This window comes from Mesorhizobium sp. WSM4313, from assembly GCF_002294725.1.
In the GTDB taxonomy this organism is placed as follows: domain Bacteria; phylum Pseudomonadota; class Alphaproteobacteria; order Rhizobiales; family Rhizobiaceae; genus Mesorhizobium.
Window position 1 is genome coordinate 281,078 of sequence record NZ_NSFT01000006.1, and the last position, 15,060, is coordinate 296,137.

Consider the following 15,060-nt stretch of genomic DNA (forward strand, 5'->3'; position numbering starts at 1 on the left):
TGACCTAAATTCTGGTCATAAGAGGTTGGCAATGAACGTTCCGATGGCAAAAGCAAAGGCCCAACTCGCCGAGTTGGTGAAGCGGGCCCAGGCCGGCGAAAAGATCAATCTGACCCGGCACGGGGAGATTGTGGCAACCTTGAGCGCCCCTGCCCGGCCTGCGGGGAGCAAGGGTCTGTTTGGAGCCCTGAAAGGCCAAATTTGGATATCGGATGATTTTGATGAACTCGGCCCCGAATGGGACGAGTACATCAAATGAGCCGCAAATATCTGGTCGATACCCATATTCTACTCTGGGTACTCAACGCGGATTCACGCCTTTCGGACCATCATCGGGACATCTTTCTTGCGAGTGAGGATGTGGTCGTCAGCGCCATCTCGGTGGCGGAGATCGCCATCAAGAAATCGCTCGGCAAAGTCACGCTCACAGGCAATATCGTGGAGATCTTGAAGTCGAACGGCATTCCGATCCTCGGCGTCAATGAATTGCACGCAGCGAGGCTTGAGCATCTGCCGCTTCATCATCGTGATCCATTCGACCGTCTACTCATCGCGCAGGCTCAAATTGAAGATCTGACGATGGTCACTGCGGATCGGCACTTCGCAGCCTACGACGTTGCCTTGGTCTGATCATCCAGTCCCAACCGTTCGACCTCTTCTTTCCTCAGCTTCAGGTCGTACTCGAGCAGGAACTCGTCCAATTGCGGTGGCGGAACGGAAGTGCCGGAAAGCATGGCATGCACCTGCCCGCGGTGGTGGATGTCGTGCAGGAAGACGTGGGCGAGAATGTCGCCGATCCGTTCGGGGATCATGCCGTCCTCGCGCCGGTCGGTGACGACGCGCCGGTCGGGATCGGCTTCCGACAGGCCGTCGCAGAAAGCGATGAGCTTGCGGTCGAAATCAGCCTGTGCCGCTGCCAGGCTTGCGGCGGCGTCTAACGGTATGAAGTCGTCGTAAGCCGCGGCACCCATGCCGCCATCGGTCAGGAAGTCGAAATAGAGAAGGTCGACCGCCAAGATGTGATTGAGCGCCTCCCTGATCGAAGGGAAGAAGCTGACGCGCCCGGCCTCGAACTCGCCGGGCTTGAGCGCGAGCACCGCGCGGTAGAGCCGGTCGTTCGACCACAGATTGTTGCGGGCCATGCGGCGCAGGTGCTCGAGCAAGGTCACCGTCGGGTTCTCACCCCCCGTATTTCTCGACCTTCTGCTCGATGGCGCCGAAGATCGAATGGCCGGCCTTGTCCTTCATCTCGATGCGCACGGTGTCGCCAAAACGCAGGAAGGGCGTTTTCGGTTCGCCGGACTCGAGGGTTTCGATCATGCGCAGCTCGGCGATGCAGGAATAGCCGGCGCCGCCGGCCGAGACGGGTTTGCCCGGCCCACCGTTCAGCTTGTTGGAGACGGTTCCGGAGCCGATGATGGTTCCGGCGGCGAGCGGCCGGGTCTTTGCGGCATGCGCGATCAGCGTCGGGAAATCGAAGGTCATGTCGACGCCGGCATTGGCGCGGCCGAACGGCTTGCCGTTGACGTCGACCAGCAGCGAGAGATTGACCTTGCCGCCGTCCCAGGCATCGCCCAGTTCGTCGGGCGTGACCGCGACTGGCGAGAAGGCCGACGAAGGTTTCGACTGGAAGAAGCCGAAGCCTTTGGCCAGTTCCGGCCCGGTGATGGCGCGCAGCGTGACGTCGTTGACCAGCATAATGAGGCGGATTGCCTCCTTCGCTTGTTCCAGACTGGCGCCCATCGGCACATCGTCGACGACGACCGCGACCTCGGCTTCCATGTCGATGCCGAAGGCCTCGTCGGCCATGCGGATCGGGTCGCGCGGCGCAATGAAGGAGTCCGAGCCGCCCTGGTAGATCAGCGGGTCGGTCCAGAAGCTTGCCGGCATCTCCGCGCCGCGTGCCTTCCGCACCAGCTCGACATGGTTCACATAGGCGGAGCCGTCCGCCCATTGATAGGCGCGCGGCAGCGGGGAATGCGCGTCGTGCTCATGGAAACGCGCCGAGGGAACCGCGTTGGTCTCAAGCGATTCGGCCATGGCCGCCAGATGCGGCGCAATGCGGCGCCAATCGTCGAGCGCAGCCTGCAGCGTCGGCACCAGGAAGGAAGCGTCGGTGAACCGCGTCAGATCGCGCGAGACGACGACCAGTTTTCCGTCGCGCGTCCCGTTCTTCAATGTGGCAAGCTTCATGCGGTTTCCTCTCCTGAAGCGGCCTTCTGACCGCCTAGCCCCACAACAAGGCCGTCGCGGGCAATCGTCAAGTCGCCGGACCAAGTTTTCCTGACGGCGTCGATCCAGTCGTCCTCGCCGATCGCCGGATCGTCGGCTGGAATGAGATGGTTGAGCACCAGCCGCGTCACCCCGGCATCGCTGGCGATGCGGCCTGCTTCGTCGGCAAAACTGTGGCTGGCTAGGAGATGCTCGCGCAGCCGCGCGCCGTTGCCAGTCCGGGCGACCAGTCGCTCCACGCCTTCCTCCAGCATCGCCTCATGGACAAGGATGTCGGCAGCTTTGGCAAACTCAGCCAGTGGCGGAAAGAAGGCAGTGTCGGCGGAAAACACGACGCTCTTGCCGCTCTGCTCGAAACGCAGCGCAAAGCAGTCGGTGACCGGCGGATGGTCGACGCGCAACGCAGCCACCGTCAGACCTCGCTCGTCCAGAACCGCCCCTTCGCCGAACTCCTCGACCGTGATCAGGTCGCGGATGTCCGGCCTGCCTTCGTCGATGATGCGGATCTCGATGTCGAACTCCATCGCCTGGCAGAAGCATTGCCAGTAGTACCCCGTGCCGGGTGGGCCAAAAACGGTCACCGGCGTCGCCAGCCCCGCCGTCCAGGCGGTGTGGATCAGCGGCCCGAGTTCCAGAACGTGGTCCGAATGAAGGTGCGTGACGAAGATCAGGTCGAGCGCGTTCAGGCTGACGCCGGCATCAGTCAGCGCACGCGTGACGCCAAGCCCGCAATCGACGACGATGGTGCGCCCGCCGATTTCAAGCAGCGACGAACTCGGCCAGGGTCCGCCCGACCGGACTGCCGGGCCACCCTTGGAGCCGAGCAGGACGAGCCGATCCACGTTTTCGGTGCTCAAGACCAGTCGCCTTCCGGAGTGCCGTTGAAACGCTTCTTCAGGTCGGCCCAGCAGTCGATGTAGTTCTCCTGCAAGGTGCCGAGCTCGGCGGCGTAGCGCGTCAGCATCTGCGGAAAGCGCGTCTCGAACATGAAGGCCATGGTGTTGTCGAGCTTGACCGGCTTCAGGTCGGCGTGCGTCGCCTTCTCGAAGCCGGAAGCGTCCGGCCCATGCGCCAGCATCTGGTTGTGCAGGCTGATGCCGCCGGGCACGAAACCTTCCTCTTTGGCGTCGTACTGGCCATGGATCAGGCCCATGAACTCGCTCATGATGTTGCGATGGTACCAGGGCGGCCGAAACGTGTTTTCGGCCACCAGCCAGCGCGGCGGGAAGATGACGAAATCGACATTGGCCGTGCCCTCCTCGCCGCTCGGCGCCGTCAGCACGGTAAAGATCGATGGATCGGGGTGGTCGAACAGGATGGCGCCGACGGGCGAAAACGTCGCCAGATCATATTTGTAGGGCGCGTAGTTGCCATGCCAGGCGACGACGTCGAGCGGCGAATGGCCGAGTTCGGTAACGTGGAAGGCGCCGCACCATTTGACGATCAGCCGGCAGGGCGTCTCCTTCTCCTCGAACCAGGCGCAGGGCGTTTTGAAATCGCGCGGATTGGCCAGGCAATTGGCGCCGATCGGGCCGCGGTCGGGCATGGTGAACTTGGCGCCGTAATTCTCGCAGACATAGCCGCGCGCCTCCTTGTCGGCGAGCTCGACCTTGAAGACGAGGCCGCGCGGCAGCACCGCGATCTCGCCGGGGCGAAGCTCGATCACCCCCATCTCGGTCACGAAGCGCAGCGCGCCCACCTGCGGCACGACCAGCAATTCGCCGTCGGCGTTGAAGAAATGGTCGTCCACCATCGACCGGTTGGCGACATAGACATGCGCCGCCATGCCCGACTGGCCGACCGCATCGCCGGCCGTGGTGAAGGTCCGCATGCCGGAAATGAAGTCGGTCGGCTCGGTCGGCATCGGCGTCGGGTTCCAGCGGTATTGGCCGAGCGCGAGCTCGTGGTCGCCGATATTAGGCCCGGTCTTCCACAAGGGGTAGCTGGCGCCCTTGAATCGGCCGGTGTGCTTTACGCTCGGGCGAATTCGATAAAGCCAGGAGCGCTCGTTGGTGCCGCGCGGCGCGGTGAAGGGCGAGCCCGAAAGCTGCTCGGCATAGAGGCCGTAGGCCGGCCGCTGCGGCGAGTTGCGGCCCTGCGGCAGCGATCCGGGCAGCGTCTCGGTTTCGAAATCATTGCCGAAACCCGGCATGTAGGAAAAGCCCATCCGATCCTCCCTGATCCGACTTGCAAGCTTCAAGAATTTGGCCTGCAGGCGATGTTGACCAAACTGGTTTCATTTGTAACCATTGAAAATGTAACTATCAACGGCCACGGTGCATCCCGGAGCGCTTCATGGAACCGGATATCCTTGAACTGGAAAGCTTCCTGCCCTACCGGCTCTACCGGCTTGCCGACACCGTCAGCCGCGAATTTTCGCGGATCTACAAGGAGCGTCACGGTCTGACGCGACCCGAATGGCGCACGCTGTCGGGGCTTGGCGAGCGGGGCACGATGACGGCGACCGAACTCGGTGAACAGTCGGCCATGCACAAGACGAAGGTGTCGCGGGCGGTGGCGGAGTTGGAACGGCGTAGGTGGTTGACGCGGAAGCCGGATGAGAATGATCGCCGCGTCGAACACCTCGCCCTGACCAAGACGGGTTTAGCCGCCTATCGCGAAATGGTGCCGCTGGCGAAGGCGTTTGAAAGGGAGTTGCTGGGGAAGCTGAGTGTGGAGGAGCGGGTGGCGATTGCCAGGGGGGTGGCGGCTTTGGAAGGGACTTTGGAGAGAAAGTAGATGAGAGGCCGGCGGGACAGCGCCCCCTCTGTCCTGCCGGACATCTCCCCCTCTTGGGGGAGATTGGCAGCTTTGGCGACGGCGCTCGTCTTGCAAGGTCCGCGATTGGCGAAGGCCGATGTGACGGCTGATCTCCCTCCTTGAGGGGGAGATGTCCGGCAGGACAGAGAGGAACTCGACATCTCTCCAGAGGCTCTCACCAATCCATCACAACCTTCCCAGAACTCCCACTCCGCATCGCATCGAACCCCACCTGGAAATCGTCGATCCCGATGCGATGGGTGATCAGCCCCGAGACATCCAGTGGGCCTTGCACCAGGGCGATCATCTTGTACCAGGTCTCGAACATCTCGCGGCCGTAGATGCCTTTGAGATGCAGCATCTTGAAGATGACCTTGTTCCAGTCGATCTCGAAGCCGGTCGGCGCGATGCCGAGGATGGCGATCTTGCCGCCATTGTTCATGGTGTCGATCATGTCGCGAAAGGCAGGGGCCGCGCCTGACATCTCCAGCCCGACGTCGAAACCCTCGCTCATGCCGATCGACGGCATCACATCGCGCAGCTTTTCCTTCGAGGCGTCGACGACATGCTGGACACCGAGTTTTCGCGCCAGATCCAGCCGGACCGGGTTGATATCGGTGATGACGACCTTTCGCGCGCCGACGCATTGCGCCACCAGCGCACCCATGATGCCGATCGGCCCGGCGCCGGTGACCAGCACGTCCTCGCCGACCAGATCAAAGGACAAGGCTGTGTGCACGGCATTGCCCAGCGGATCGAAGATCGCGGCGATCTCGTCCGGCACGTCGTCGGGGATCGGCACGACATTGTGCTGCGGTATGGCCACATACTCGCCGAAGGCGCCGGGACGGTTGACGCCGACGCCGAGCGTGTTGCGGCAGAGATGCCCTCGCCCGGCGCGGCAGTTGCGGCAATGGCCGCAGACAATGTGGCCTTCGCCCGACACGCGCTGGCCGACCTTGTATTCGGTGACCGCGGAGCCGAAATCAGCGACCGTGCCGACGAATTCGTGGCCCGTCACCATCGGCACGGGCACCGTCTTCTGCGCCCACTGGTCCCAATTGTAGATATGGACGTCGGTGCCGCAGATCGCGGTCTTCTTGACCTTGATCAGCACGTCGTTGGGGCCGATCTCCGGCACCGGCACCTCTTCCATCCAGATGCCCGGCTCGGCCTTGGCCTTCACCAGCGCCTTCATCATGTTCGACATCAGACGCTCCTCAAAAATCTTGCCTGTCTCGATGGGATCGGTTTCATCAGTGCGCCGCCTCCAGAATGTTCTTCAGCCGGAGCAAGTCTCGATCGGTCGAACGCCGAACGGCCAGGGCGATAAACGGCGCCACAAGACGGGAAAAGCCTGTCGGGGTACCGCGGTTCCGGAGCGCCATATGGGTAGCGCCTTCTCGGGTATCGCGCCATGCATAACTCGTTTCCATGGGAAACGGTCCTTCGGCGGTTCGCATCACCAGCCGCTCGCCCTGCACGAGATCTACAATTTCGTAGGTGTAAACAAGCCGCTGTCCGAGGAACTGCGCTACGAATGCAATTCTCGATCCTACCTGGACCGGTCGGGGCGTCTTCCATTCGACCGATTTGATATTGACGTACCAGCGGGGCACGTTGTCCGGATCGGCGGAAAAGGCGGCGACGACCGCGCGGGGCCTGGCGATCTCGATCCTGCTCGTGACATCGATCGTCATGGCCGACTTCTGTTTTCCTCGGCGTGGGTCAAGCGATTACACCCAGTTCTTTTCCCACGTCGCCGAAGGCCGCGACCGCACGGTCGATGTCGGCGCTGGAATGGGCGGCAGACATCTGCGTGCGGATGCGCGCCTGGCCCTTCGGTACCACCGGAAAGGAGAAACCGATGACATAGATGCCGCGCTTCAGCATGCGCTGCGCCATCTCCTGCGCCAGCGCCGCATCGCCCAGCATCACCGGGATGATCGGATGATCGGCGCCAGCCAGCGTGAAGCCGAGCTTGCCCATCCTGGAACGGAACCGGTCCGCATTGGCATATAGGCGCTCGCGCAACGCGTCGCCATGGCGGATCAGGTCGAAGACCTTGATCGAGGCGCCTGCGATCGCCGGCATCAGCGTGTTGGAGAAGAGATAGGGGCGCGAGCGCTGGCGCAGCCAGTCGACCACTTGGCTTTTGCCCGACGTGTAGCCGCCGGAGGCACCGCCCAGCGCCTTGCCGAGCGTGCCCGTGATGATGTCCACCCTGCCCTCGACGCCGCAATGCTCGGCCGAGCCACGGCCGTTCTTGCCGACGAAGCCGACCGCATGGCTGTCGTCGACCATGACCATGGCGTCGTATTTCTCGGCGAGATCGCATACGCCCTTGAGATTGGCAATGATGCCGTCCATCGAGAACACGCCGTCGGTGGCGATCAGCCGGAACCGGCAGTCCTTGGCCTCCTTCAGCCGGGCCTCGAGATCGGCCATGTCGTTGTTGGCGTAGCGGAAACGTTTGGCCTTCGAGAGCCGCACGCCATCGATGATCGAGGCGTGGTTCAGCGCATCGGAGATGATGGCGTCCTCCTCGCCGAGCAGCGTTTCGAACAGGCCGCCATTGGCGTCGAAGCAGGAAGAATAGAGGATGGTATCGTCCATGCCCAGAAATGAGGAGATGGTCGCCTCGAGCTGCTTGTGTTCCTCCTGCGTGCCGCAAATGAAGCGCACCGAGGCCATGCCGTAGCCGTAGCGGTCGAGCGCGTGCTTTGCCGCATCGCGCAGATCCGGGCTGTCGGCGAGCCCGAGATAGTTGTTGGCGCAGAAATTCAGCACCTTTTCGCCGCCGACCTCGATCTCGGCGGATTGCATCGAGGAGATCACCCGCTCGGACTTGTAGAGTCCGGCCGATTTCAGCCCTTGAAGCTCGCTGTCGATATGGGAAAGGAATGCTTTGCTCATGGTCGGCCCTGTTCGGTTCGAGGCCGGACTGTCGCGCTACGGGCACGAAAAATCCATCGCAAAAGCGACCGCTTCGGTGGCGCTGCGAAAACCCGGTCGCAATCCCTGCGATGGCGTGGCGGCAATAGGATCAAAAAAGAGATGTGCAAGAAAGGACGTGATAACCATCTTGCGAGCTTTTCCGCGCTGCCGCGATCACCTTGCCGACCCGTTAACCCTTTCAAGTTAATCGTTTTCCCGCCACGAATCCTTGGCAGGTATCCGTCGACCGGAGGGGTCACCCAGTTATGTCGCAGCAGCCAGTGCAGAGCGTTTCGCGCAAGCTGATCCTGCTCATCAAGACCGGCTACTGGCTGGCGCTGACGATCATCGCCGCCATGGTGATCGCCTCCTTCATCCTTCTGCAGCAGTTGATGGCGCAGCAACAGCACAACGATGCGTTGCTCGACATCGTCCAGACGCAGAAGGCGTTGTCGCAGCGTATCGTCTTCCTGGCCAGCGCCACGGGTGCTGCCTCGCGCGACAAGCAGCCGGCGCTGGTCACTGCGCTCAAGCAGGCGACGGGCGAGTTCGAGACCAACTACGATCGGCTGCTCAGGGAGACCGGCGCCGATCCGCTCTCGCCGGCGCGCAACGATCCCAGGTCGATCGAATACGTGCTGTTCAGCAAGCCGTTCCATCTCGACTATTTCTCAGTCGGCCTGGTGGCCAACGGAGAGCGACTGGCTTCGTCCTTCGGATCGCAGCTCGGCATGCAAACCGACGGCTATAAGGGCGGCGGCGACCGCGTCGGCCTCGACGCTTCCGTCGCCAACGCCACCATGTCCGGCTATGCCGCGCTCGGCCAGCGCATCAGCGCCTTCGCCGACGAAAAATCCAGCAACATCCTCGACTTGCACCGCACGCTGTTTTTCGCCACGCTCGGGGTGATCGTTCTGGTGGCGCTGTTCATCTTCCGGCCGATGTCCAACGCCATCCTGCGCAAGACGCGCGAGCTGGTCGACGCGCGCAACTCGATGGCCTTCATCGCCGTGCATGACGGCCTGACCGGGCTGCACAACCGCACCTTCCTTACCGACCATTTCGAAACGCTGATCAAAGGCGCTCACCGCCGCCGCGAGCGCCTGGCGGTGATCCAGCTCGATCTCGACCGCTTCAAGCAGATCAACGACACGCTTGGCCATGCCGCCGGCGACTACGTGCTGGTGGTGACCGCGCAGCGCATGCGCGATTCCTGCCGCGCGTCGGATCTGTGCGCGCGGCTTGGCGGCGACGAGTTCGTCATGATCCTCAACGGCGCCGGCAGCACCGAGGACATCCATGCGCTGGCCAAGCGCATTCTCGGCGAGATCAACGAGCCGATCACGTTCCAGGGCACGACCATCATGCCCGGCGCCAGCGCCGGCATCGCCGTCTATCCGGTCGACGCCGACAACGCGCAAGACCTGCTCGTCCATGCCGATCTCGCGCTTTATTCCGCCAAGAAGCTCGGCGGCGGCAACTTCTCCTTCTTCTCCGAGGAACTGCGCCGCGAGCTCGACTACCGCAAGCAGCTCGAACAGGACATCCGCACGGCGATCGCCAACAAAAGTTTTGAGGTCTATTTCCAGCCGCAGGTATCGCTGACCAGCGGCAAGATCAGCGGCATCGAGGCGCTGGTGCGTTGGAAACACGCGACGCGCGGTATGATCTCGCCCGGCGAATTCATTCCCGTCGCCGAAAAATGCGGCTTCATGCCGGATGTCGGCCGCATCGTTATCGCCAAAGCGATCGAGGAAGCCGCCGAATGGAACCGCGCCGGCATCGATTTCGGGCGCATCGCCGTCAATGTCTCGGGCACGGAGCTGCGCGAGCTCGATTTCGACGCCTTCTTGTTCGGCACGCTGGAGCGGGCCGGGCTGCCCCCACAGAAGCTGGCGCTGGAGATCGTGGAATCCGTCATCCTCGATGACGAGAAGACCGGGATCGCCGCCAAGCTGCGCCACATCCGCGCCGCCGGCGTGCATCTCGAGCTTGACGACTTCGGCACCGGCTATGCCTCGCTCAGCCACGTCAACCCCAACGAGATCGACCGGCTCAAGATCGACCGCCGCTTCGTCCAGAACATCAACGAGAACGGCGACAACTCCAAGATCGTGCGCGCCATCACCGAGCTTGCCCGCGGGCTCGGCATCTCGATCGTCGCCGAGGGCGCCGAAACCGAGGCCGAGCTCGACTCGCTGATGGCGATCGGCTGCGACCAGGTGCAAGGCTATTCCATCGCCTTCCCGATGCCGCAGGACAAGGCGCGCGAATGGCTTTTGGCGCGTAGCCCGAAGAAGACGAAGCTGAAGGTGCTGCAGGGCAGCTTGGCTTGAGATGCGCCGATATTCGGGTGAGGCCGACCTGCAAATGCCGGCTTCCTGCGCTTCCGGTGCTCACGTACGTTAAGTACGCTCCGCTCCGGCCTTCGCCGGCCGAAGCCCTCATAGGTATCTCCGCCCTATGAAGGCTACGGCGAGGCTACACCTTCGGCGCGATATCGGACTACGACTGAGGCGGCTGGCGCGCGGCCCCTACAAAAAGCAAGCCGCTATGTTGTAAGCCCTGCGGCGATCGGGATGGGGAAAAAAGCGGGGCGCGTTGGGGAAGGCGCCCCGGTAAGCGGAGTTCCGCGCTCTTATTTGGTGCTGTTGCCAGGCCCAGTCGTCGTGGTGGTCGTATCGCAATTGTTACAGTCGAGCTTCCCATTGTTTATCTGACCGCTTGGTCCGGTCGTTGTGGTGGTCGTGGTCGTCCCATTGTCATTGTTTGGCGGGTTCCCGCTATGTCCCTGTTCAGACGTGGTTGTCGTAGTGCTGCCTTTAGGGTCCGCAAGCGCGGGAGCGGAGGCTGCGAATGCAAGTGCCGTCGTGACGATAAGAAGGGTTCTCATGGTTTTCCTCCCTAGGACGCTTTGTACGCCGCATCATTGGAGGCAGGGCCCTCTGTGCCTAATATAAGCATACTCTAATAAAATTTGAGGACAATCTATAATCGGATTATAGGCGCTGGAAGGCCTCATCGAAGTGAGCAATTTCAAACTGACCCACTACCCAGTGTTCAGCCAACTTGACACGTCGGTTCAGCCATGGCGGCCTGAGAGATCGTAACCGGATCTCGCGGATGCCGCTTCGCCTTATCCTGCCACTGCTGTTGTCGATCGCATCGCCGGCCTTGGCCGCCGATCGCACCATTAAGTCACCTTCGACGACGGTCCGCTGAACGGCACCAGCAACATCCTCGACGTGCTCTTTTGACGGCAAGGCGAAACTGACGGCGTTGATCGCGGCGCTCAAGCTGCGCCACTACGCCTTCGGCGCGATAGCCGGTTACGACTGAGGCGGCTCGGCGTTGCGCCTAAGGGCCGCAAGCACCTGCGTGAATTCGGCGAGCTTGTCATCGGGGATACCAGCCCGCAGACGCTTGTCGAAGGCTACCGCCGCGAGGCGCAACTTTTCGAACAGCGCTTCGCCGGCTTCCGTCAACGCCACCTGATGGACCCTGCGGTTTTCCGGATCGCGGCGGCGTGTCAGCAAGCCTTGCGCTTCCATGGCGTTGAGGTGATGGGTGAGCGTCGCGCCCTGGATGCCGATCATGCCGGCAAGCTCGCGCTGGTTCGCGAGTTCCTTCGACTTGACCGACAGCAAGGTCAGCCAGACCGGCAGCGTGCCGCCGGCCTCGGCCATGGCGGCATCGAAAGCCTGCGCCACCACTTTCGAGGTGCGGGCGAGATTCATGCCGACAGGCGGGCGATCAAACGGTGTCATGACCTGACAGTAGAGCAAAGCGATCGGAACACGAAACTTGGCTTAATGATTGACATCTAACCGTTAGATATCTAACTTTGTCTTATGATGGCGTCGACATGCTGCGACGCGCGGCGGGCGGCAAAGAGGAATGCGGTCATGCAATTTGTCTATATCGTCACCATCGGCCTGCACGTCATGGCCGGCGTGTTCTGGGCCGGCACGACCATTGCGGTTGCCCGCGATCCGGAGATCAGGGCGGAGCACTTCATCCGACCGCAGCTTGGCGCCTCCGGCCTGGCGTTCCTGACCGGCATACTGCTCTGGTATTTCTTCCACGAGGGTGCTTTCGGCTCGATGGAGAAGGTGTTGGCGCTGGGCATTTTGACGGCGCTGATCGCCGCCGGCGTGCAGGGCGCGCTTGTCGCCTCGGCCAGCAGGCGGCTGGCTGGCGCCGACGCTGCGACTCAGACCCAGTTGCGGGCGAAGATGACCAGAGGCGAACGCATCGCGGGCGGGCTGCTGGTCATCACCGTATTTTGCATGGCGACAGCCAAGCTGTTTTGACATCGCACGGCCGGCGAAGCCGACCGGGCGCGGCGCGCAACGGACCGAAGCGGCAGGTGGCTCTCCTTGCAAAGGCCCGTTGCGCGTCACCAACCCTCAAATCCTGATCCCGAACCGGATGCCGTCATAGATGGCGGCGTGGATGTTGCGCGACGCGACCGCGTCGCCGATGCGAAACAGCACGAAGCCACCTTCGGGATTGCGTGCGGGGAAGATGTCGCCGCCACTCACTAACCGCTCATAATCGACCGCGCCGCAATTCTTCGACAAAGGCTTGAGCGCAAGATAGAGATCGTCGAGTGGCGCGGTGCCGTGCTCGACCACCACCTGGTCGACGCGCCGCTCGCCGCGCCAGCCTTCGGCGAAATCCGATGCCAGCTCGGCGATGAGTTGGTTGCCCTCACGCCGCACAGAACGCAGCCTTGTGTTGATGGTGACGGTGACGCCCTTTTCGTGGAAGACGCGCATATAGGGCACGTGGTTCATGCCGCCCATTTCCGGCGCGAAGAAGCGCTCCGGCGAGACTAGTTCCAGCCTGGAGCCGCTGTTGGCGATGAGTTCGGCGGCGCCCATGCCCTGATGGCCGCCATTGTCGTCGTAGAGCAGCACGTTCTCGGCCGGCTTGACGCTGCCGGCCATGATATCCCAGCTCGAGGTGACGAGATTGTCGCCAGCGCTCAGCGGCGGGTTCTGCGGCATGCCGCCGGTCGCCACGATCACCACATCCGGCGACAGCGCCAGCACATCGTCCTTCTCGGCCCAGGTGTCGTAGCGGATCTCGACGCCGAGCCGGTCGAGCTCGGCCAACCGCCAGTCGATGATGCCGATCAGTTCCTTGCGGCGCGGATTCTGGGTCGCCAAGCGCACCTGTCCTCCGGCCTGGCTGGAGGCTTCGAGCACCGTCACCTGATGGCCACGCTCGGCCGCGACGCGGGCGGCCTCCAGGCCGCCGGCGCCCGCGCCCACCACCACGACTTTCTTCTTCGGTCCCTCGCTCTTCGCGATGACGTGCGGAATGGTCGCCTCGCGGCCGGTCGCGGCGTTATGGACGCACAGCGCCTCACCGCCTTCATAGATGCGGTCAAGGCAATAGGTGGCGCCGACGCAGGGGCGGATCTCGTGCTCGCGGCCCTCCATCACTTTTCGGATGATATGCGGATCGGCGATATGGGCGCGGGTCATGCCGACCATGTCGAGCTTGCCGGTGGCGATGGCGTGGCGGGCGGTGGCGACATCGGAAATGCGCGCCGCATGGAAGGTCGGGAATTTCGTCGCCGCCCTCACCTCGCCGGCGAAATCGAGATGCGGCGAGGACCGCATGCCGGTAACCGGGATCACCTTGGTCAGCGACGCATCGGTCTCGATCATGCCACGGATGATGTTCAGGAAATCGACCTTGCCGGATGAGGCCAAGCGCCTGGCGATCTCGATGCCCACTTCCTTCGAGATGCCATTTTCGACATCCTCGTCGGCGACCATGCGGATGCCGACGATGAATTTCTCGCCAACGGCGGCGCGGACCGCATCCAGCACCATGTCGGTGAAGCGCAGCCGGTTATCGAGCGAGCCGCCGAACTCGTCGTCGCGGTGGTTGGTCAAAGGCGACCAGAAGCCATCCATCAGATGGCCGTAGGATTCGAACTCGATGCCGTCGAGGCCGGCTGCCTTGCAGCGCTGTGCGGCCGACGCATAGTCGGCGACGATGCGCTCGATGTCCCATTCCTCGATCGTCTTCGGGAAGGCGCGATGCGCCGGCTCGCGCATCGGCGAGGCCGAAAGCACCGGCAGCCAATCGGCCTTGTTCCAGCCGGTGCGGCGGCCGAGATGAGTGATCTGGATCATCACCTTGCAGTCATGCTCATGACAGGCGTCCGCCAGTTCGGCGAGCCAAGGCACAATGCGGTCGTCATAGACATGCAGATTGCCGAAGGCGGCCGGGCTGTCGCGCGAAACGATTGCCGAGCCTGCCGTCATGGTCAGCGCCATGCCCCCCTTGGCCTTCTCGGCATGGTAGAGCCGGTAGCGCTCCTTCGGCATGCCGTCCTCGGAATAGGCCGGCTCATGGCTGGTCGACATCACCCGGTTCTTCAGCGTCAGGTGCTTGAGCTGATAGGGTTGGAGAAGCGGGTCGTTGCTGGTCATTGTCTTCCTGCCGTTTCAAATTGTGCTAATGAGCGGTCAAACGCGCTGCGCCCGTGAGGACTGCAACGCTTCTTTCAACCTTCGTTTCGCGCCCGCCGCATTGAACTGCGCTTCCAACGGCCGGGAGCAAGGAGCCCGCCCATGACCGACGCCAAAAACCTCACCCAGCTCGGCAAGCACGTCGAGACGCCACAGAGCCCCGAACAGGCGGTCCTGGAAACCGTGCCTTTCAATCGCGGTGACGGCCCGCCGGCGGTCGTGCGCTTCACCTGCCCGGAATTCACCTCGCTGTGTCCGGTCACCGGCCAGCCGGACTTCGCCCACATCGTCATCGACTACGCGCCCGACAAGACGCTGGTGGAATCGAAGTCGCTGAAGCTGTTCATGACCTCGTTCCGCAATCATGGCGCCTTCCATGAGGAGTGCACGGTGATGATCGGCCGCCGCATCGTGGAGGCCACGAACCCGCTCTGGCTGCGCGTCGGCGGCTACTGGTTCCCGCGCGGCGGCATCCCGATCGACGTGTTCTGGCAGACCGGCGCGCCGCCCAAGGATGTATGGCTGCCTGACACCGGTGTTGCGCCCTATCGCGGACGCGGTTGAGATTTGTTGCGAAAGACTGGCGGGACAGCACCCCCCTCTGTCCTGCCGGACATCTCCCCCGCAAGGGGGGAGA

General features: G+C 62.8%; 16 protein-coding genes. 6 read left to right on the forward strand and 10 right to left on the reverse strand.

All coding sequences use genetic code 11. From position 1 onward, the window contains the following. The first annotated feature begins 31 nt into the window (after positions 1-31). Positions 32-259 carry a type II toxin-antitoxin system prevent-host-death family antitoxin gene (locus tag CK219_RS16520; RefSeq protein ID WP_095767794.1) on the forward strand — a complete coding sequence of 76 codons (228 nt, stop codon included), beginning with the start codon at positions 32-34 and terminating at the stop codon, positions 257-259. Next, positions 256-630 (forward strand): type II toxin-antitoxin system VapC family toxin, encoded by a 375-nt coding sequence (locus tag CK219_RS16525; RefSeq protein WP_095767795.1) that lies wholly within the window; start codon positions 256-258, stop codon positions 628-630. Before CK219_RS16520 ends, CK219_RS16525 begins: the two co-directional genes overlap by 4 nt. Here CK219_RS16525 and CK219_RS16530 read toward each other — a convergent pair. Genes CK219_RS16530 through hmgA form a run of 4 tightly spaced genes read right to left on the reverse strand, consistent with a single transcriptional unit; the run spans position 609 to position 4,399 of the window. After that, a complete protein-coding gene (locus CK219_RS16530) occupies positions 609-1,169 on the reverse strand; it encodes a DinB family protein (protein ID WP_095767796.1) in 561 nt (186 codons plus the stop codon). The two genes, CK219_RS16525 and CK219_RS16530, sit on opposite strands and share 22 nt — an antisense overlap. A gap of 10 nt (positions 1,170-1,179) precedes the next feature. Further along, on the reverse strand, positions 1,180-2,193 hold the full coding sequence (locus tag CK219_RS16535; protein WP_095767797.1) for a fumarylacetoacetate hydrolase family protein: 1,014 nt from the start codon (positions 2,191-2,193) through the stop codon (positions 1,180-1,182). Then, positions 2,190-3,089 (reverse strand): MBL fold metallo-hydrolase, encoded by a 900-nt coding sequence (locus CK219_RS16540; RefSeq protein WP_095767798.1) that lies wholly within the window; start codon positions 3,087-3,089, stop codon positions 2,190-2,192. Before CK219_RS16540 ends, CK219_RS16535 begins: the two co-directional genes overlap by 4 nt. Continuing rightward, positions 3,086-4,399, reverse strand: a complete 1,314-nt coding sequence (gene hmgA / locus CK219_RS16545; RefSeq protein WP_095767799.1) for a homogentisate 1,2-dioxygenase — start codon at positions 4,397-4,399, stop codon at positions 3,086-3,088. The genes CK219_RS16540 and hmgA overlap by 4 nt, the downstream gene beginning before the upstream one ends. Before the next feature lie 128 nt (positions 4,400-4,527). On the opposite strand from hmgA, the gene CK219_RS16550 reads away from it, so the two are divergent. Continuing rightward, positions 4,528-4,971, forward strand: coding sequence for a MarR family transcriptional regulator (locus CK219_RS16550; RefSeq protein WP_095767800.1), 444 nt, complete (start codon positions 4,528-4,530; stop codon positions 4,969-4,971). A 196-nt stretch (positions 4,972-5,167) separates the two neighbouring features. On the opposite strand, the gene tdh is transcribed toward CK219_RS16550, so the two are convergent. From tdh to CK219_RS16565, 3 genes are read right to left on the reverse strand one after another with little or no spacing between them, the layout of a single operon-like run. After that, positions 5,168-6,202, reverse strand: coding sequence for an L-threonine 3-dehydrogenase (tdh, locus tag CK219_RS16555; protein ID WP_095767801.1), 1,035 nt, complete (start codon positions 6,200-6,202; stop codon positions 5,168-5,170). A 46-nt stretch (positions 6,203-6,248) separates the two neighbouring features. Next, on the reverse strand, positions 6,249-6,692 hold the full coding sequence (locus CK219_RS16560; protein ID WP_095767802.1) for an SRPBCC family protein: 444 nt from the start codon (positions 6,690-6,692) through the stop codon (positions 6,249-6,251). Between the two features lie 28 nt (positions 6,693-6,720). Further along, complete coding sequence (locus CK219_RS16565) at positions 6,721-7,908, reverse strand: glycine C-acetyltransferase (protein WP_095767803.1); 1,188 nt, start codon at positions 7,906-7,908, stop codon at positions 6,721-6,723. Between the two features lie 287 nt (positions 7,909-8,195). On the opposite strand from CK219_RS16565, the gene CK219_RS16570 reads away from it, so the two are divergent. Beyond that, positions 8,196-10,265, forward strand: coding sequence for an EAL domain-containing protein (locus CK219_RS16570; RefSeq protein WP_095767804.1), 2,070 nt, complete (start codon positions 8,196-8,198; stop codon positions 10,263-10,265). Between the two features lie 663 nt (positions 10,266-10,928). On the opposite strand, the gene CK219_RS31705 is transcribed toward CK219_RS16570, so the two are convergent. Further along, the gene (locus CK219_RS31705) at positions 10,929-11,225 is read right to left on the reverse strand and encodes a hypothetical protein (protein ID WP_095767805.1); all 297 of its coding nucleotides are present in this window, start codon (positions 11,223-11,225) and stop codon (positions 10,929-10,931) included. A 33-nt stretch (positions 11,226-11,258) separates the two neighbouring features. Beyond that, a complete protein-coding gene (locus CK219_RS16580) occupies positions 11,259-11,696 on the reverse strand; it encodes a MarR family winged helix-turn-helix transcriptional regulator (RefSeq protein ID WP_095767806.1) in 438 nt (145 codons plus the stop codon). Positions 11,697-11,834: 138 nt separating this feature from the next. Here CK219_RS16580 and CK219_RS16585 point away from each other — a divergent pair, with 138 nt between their 5' ends. Then, positions 11,835-12,242: a hypothetical protein gene (locus CK219_RS16585; RefSeq protein WP_095767913.1), complete on the forward strand. Its 408-nt coding sequence runs from the start codon at positions 11,835-11,837 to the stop codon at positions 12,240-12,242. Positions 12,243-12,338: 96 nt separating this feature from the next. Here CK219_RS16585 and CK219_RS16590 read toward each other — a convergent pair whose 3' ends face one another. Next, a complete protein-coding gene (locus CK219_RS16590) occupies positions 12,339-14,384 on the reverse strand; it encodes an NADH:flavin oxidoreductase (protein ID WP_095767807.1) in 2,046 nt (681 codons plus the stop codon). A gap of 141 nt (positions 14,385-14,525) precedes the next feature. On the opposite strand from CK219_RS16590, the gene queF reads away from it, so the two are divergent. Continuing rightward, entirely contained in the window at positions 14,526-14,987 is a 462-nt protein-coding gene (queF, locus tag CK219_RS16595; RefSeq protein ID WP_095767808.1) for a preQ(1) synthase, read from the forward strand. Positions 14,988-15,060 lie beyond the last annotated feature (73 nt).